At 70.0% G+C, this 3,538-nt stretch carries 5 protein-coding genes; 1 reads left to right on the forward strand and 4 read right to left on the reverse strand.

The annotated features are described in order from the left end of the window. Positions 1–406: hypothetical protein (locus ABDW35_RS34015; protein ID WP_343718275.1), on the forward strand; the 406-nt coding region annotated here is incomplete at its 5' end. 184 nt (positions 407–590) lie between these two features. On the opposite strand, the gene ABDW35_RS34020 is transcribed toward ABDW35_RS34015, so the two are convergent. The 4 genes from ABDW35_RS34020 to ABDW35_RS34035 form a co-directional block, all read right to left on the reverse strand. Then, positions 591–749 (reverse strand): hypothetical protein, encoded by a 159-nt coding sequence (locus tag ABDW35_RS34020; RefSeq protein WP_343718276.1) that lies wholly within the window; start codon positions 747–749, stop codon positions 591–593. A 66-nt stretch (positions 750–815) separates the two neighbouring features. Continuing rightward, the gene (locus ABDW35_RS34025) at positions 816–1,760 is read right to left on the reverse strand and encodes a Gfo/Idh/MocA family oxidoreductase (RefSeq protein WP_343718277.1); all 945 of its coding nucleotides are present in this window, start codon (positions 1,758–1,760) and stop codon (positions 816–818) included. 16 nt (positions 1,761–1,776) lie between these two features. After that, positions 1,777–2,724, reverse strand: coding sequence for an ABC transporter permease (locus ABDW35_RS34030; RefSeq protein ID WP_343718278.1), 948 nt, complete (start codon positions 2,722–2,724; stop codon positions 1,777–1,779). Further along, positions 2,721–3,538: ABC transporter permease (locus tag ABDW35_RS34035; protein WP_343718279.1), on the reverse strand; the 818-nt coding region annotated here is incomplete at its 5' end. The genes ABDW35_RS34035 and ABDW35_RS34030, both read right to left, overlap by 4 nt.

The raw sequence follows: 3,538 nt of genomic DNA on the forward strand, positions 1-3,538 counted from the left end.
CCGCTGGACGCCGGACCAGGCGGAGGAGGTGGCCAAGACCGTCAAGGACATGACGGCCAAGGACGGCAAGCTGCGGGACAGCCAGGACGACCTCAAATATCTCGAGCTGCCGCCGGACCCGACCAAGGCCGACCTCTCGAAATATCCCGGCGTCACCTACAACGCCGAGACCAAGCAATATGAGGATTCTGCGACCAAGATGCACTGGCAGGGCGACCGCTGGTGGGCGCCGCCGAAGAAGGTCACCGATCCGGTCGGCCTCGGCTCGGTGCCCAGCCAGGATCCGCTCTGGTACGACCCGAAGCAGAAGACGCTGATGCACGAGAACGGCTTCGCCCAGCAGGTGAAGCCGGACAGCAAGCAGGGCCTCAAGGCCTGGCTCAAGGGCAAGGGGTATCTCGACTAGGACCGGGGGGTGAGGCCGGATCCGATCGTCATCACCGATCCTTCGGCGTCATTGCGAAGAGGCGAAGCCGACGAAGCAATCCAGGGGCCGGTGCGCACCGGCCCCTGGATTGCTTCGGCTCAAGGCCGGGGTCGCAATGACGGTGTCTGGAATTCTGAGAGGCTGAACGACTTTTGCCGGGGCCTCACTCCGCCGCGGCCGCCTGTCCCATCGTCCCCACCGCGGCGGCGAAGCTGGCCAGGCTGGCGGTGCGCAGCGGCACGAAGGGTTTGTGTGCCTCACGGCACAGCCGCTTCACCTGGCCGACGGTGGTGGCGATGGCAGATCGAAGTGCGCCCGGCAATCGGCCGAGAGTTTGAACCCCAGCTCTGGACCTCTTGCGGGAGGGGCAGGGAAGGGGGGACTCGGTTTATCCCGCCGACCACTCGAACGGATCGGTGCTCAGCCGCTTGCCCACCAGCATCGCGTCGGCGACCAGGCGCAGGGGCGCGCCGTCGACATCGCTGCGGCGGGCGGCGAGCAGTTCGGCGAAATGCGCGTAGATCCGCTCATACTCCTCGCTCGGCGCCTCGACCGTGACCGTGCCGCCGACCGACAGCGCGCAGCCGCCCTTGAACAGCCGGGCCGACCGGCCATCCGCCGTCTCGATCGTCATGTGCCATTTCTCGTCGCCCTGCTCGCGCCAGTCGAAATCGGCGGTCAAGGCGGGCGCCGCCGGGTCGGTGCTGCCGAAGACGAGCTGCGCCGCGATCGGCGTCTGCCGGTTGGCCGGGTAGGTCAGCTCGGCGCTGCGGACGAAAGGCGTGAACGGCAGGATGCGGGTGAAGATCGACAGGGCGTTGATGCCGGGATCGAACACGCCGAAGCCGCCCGGCGCCCAAACCCAATCCTGCCCCGGATGCCATTTCCGCACATCCTCGCGCCACTCGATCTTGACCGAGCGGACGCCCGCGGCCAGCAGCTGCCGCGCCGCCTCGACCGCCGGGTTGAAGCGCGAATGCCAGGTGGCGAACAGCACCCGGCCCTGCGCCGCGGCCGTCGCCTCGAGATCGGCCAGCTCGGTCAGCGTCGCCGCCGGCGGCTTCTCCAGCAGCACGTCCTTGCCGGCCAGCAGCGCCTCGCGGGCGAGGGCGTGGCGCACTTCCGGCGGGGTGTTGACCGCGACGATGCCGATATCCGGCCGGGCGGCATAGAGCTCGGCCGGGGTGCGATAGCTCGGCACGCCGCCATGGCTGAGGCCGCGGGTGCTGACCACGGCCGCCAGCTCGAACGAGCCGCTCTTGTCGATCACCGGCAGGTGCTGGTCCTGCGTGATCTTGCCGAGGCCGATGACGGCGATCTTGTGGGTGGCCAAAGGGGATCTCCTCGTCTCAGCGCGTCTTCTCGCCGCCCGCCGCGACGATCACGGCGATGATGATCAGGCCGGTCAGCACCAGCCGCAACCCGGTTCCGGTGCCGAGCGCGTTCAGCATCGTCACCAGCAGGAACAGGAACAGCGACGCGCCCCACAGCCCCGGCAGGTTGGCCCGGCCGCCGGCGACGCTGGTGCCGCCGATCACCACCACGGCGATCGAGTTCAGGAGATAGTCCTTGCCCATGTCGAGCGAGGCGCCGCCGAAATACCCGGCCATCAGCGCCCCGGCCAGGCCGGCGAAGCCGCCGGACAGGGCATAGGTCAGGAACCGGGTGCGCTCGACCTTCACCCCGGCGAGATGGGCGGCGCGTGGATTCTGCCCGACCGCCAGCACCGACCGGCCGTAGATCGTGCGTTGCAGCACCACCGCCATGATGGCGGCCAGGGCGAAGCCGGCCACCGCCATCACCGGCACGCCCCAGATTTGCATCGTGGTGAAGGCGGCGAAGCCGTCGGGCGGGGAGATGCGCAGCCCGCGGCCATAGGCGATGGCGACCGACTGGAACACCAGGCTGGAGGACAGGGTGGCGATGATCGGCGGCATGGCGAAGCCGCGGATCAGTGCCCAGTTGGCGATGCCGACGACGAGGCCGGCGGCCAGCGCCGCGGCCAGGCCGGGCAGGATCATGCCATCCTGCCCGGCCATGACGATCATGGCGACGGAGCCGGACAGGGCGATGTTGGAGGGGATCGACAGGTCGATATTGCCCGGCCCCATCGCGATCACGAACATCTGGCCGATGGCGACGACGACGAAGAACACGCCGAAGCTGAGCGCGGCGGTCAGCACCTGCCCCGCCCCCTCGCCCGCCGCGATGGCCACCACCGCCAGCCACAGCAGTACCGCCCCGGCCCAGGACCACAGCCAGGGCCGGTCGGACGTCCAGGTCGAGATCCGGGTCATCGCGGCCGCCTCCGGCTGGTCAGGGCCCGCAAGGCCAGGACGATGATCAGGATCGCGCCCTGGGCGCCGATCTGCCAGTCGGGCGAGATCCGCATGAAGGTGAGGAGCGACCCGGCCAGGGTCAGCACCAGCGCCCCGGTCACCGCCCCGACCGGCGACACCCGGCCGCCGACGAAGTCGCAGCCGCCGAGGATCGCCCCGGCGATCGACAGCAGGGTGTAGCGCTGGGCGATGTTGGCGTCGCCCGAGGTGGAGAGGCCCAGCAGCGACAGGCCGGACAGCAGCCCGAACACCCCGGCCAGGGCATAGAGCCCGACCCGGATCTTCAGCAGCGACCAGCCGGCCCGGGCGATCGCCTTCGGGTTGCCGCCGGCGCCGCGCAGCACCGAGCCGAGGGCCGAGCGCATCAGGAACAGGTGCACCAGCGCGGCCAGCGCGATGGCGACCAGGATCGGCAGCGGCACATAGGGCGGCTTCCAGCCCATCGCCGCGCGCAGCCAGGCCGGGCTGGCGCCACCGGGGGACGGCAGCACCAGGATGGCGAGGCCGAGCCAGACGAAGCTCATCCCCAGCGTCACCACCAGCGACGGCACGTTGCGCCAATGGATCAGCGCGCCGGCCGCGGCATAGGCCAGAACGCCGCCGGCCAGCACGGCGATGCCGAGCAGCGGCGTGTCGACCAGCCAGGTGGCTGCGACGCAGGTGACGAAGCCGACATAAGCACCGATGCCGAGGTCGAGGTCGTTGACCGTCAGCATGCACATCTGCGCCAGGGTGGCGAACATGATCGGGATCGCCAGGCCGAGCATCAGGT

The sequence above is a fragment of the Inquilinus sp. genome (assembly GCF_039594555.1).
Classification (GTDB): Bacteria; Pseudomonadota; Alphaproteobacteria; order DSM-16000; family Inquilinaceae; genus Inquilinus.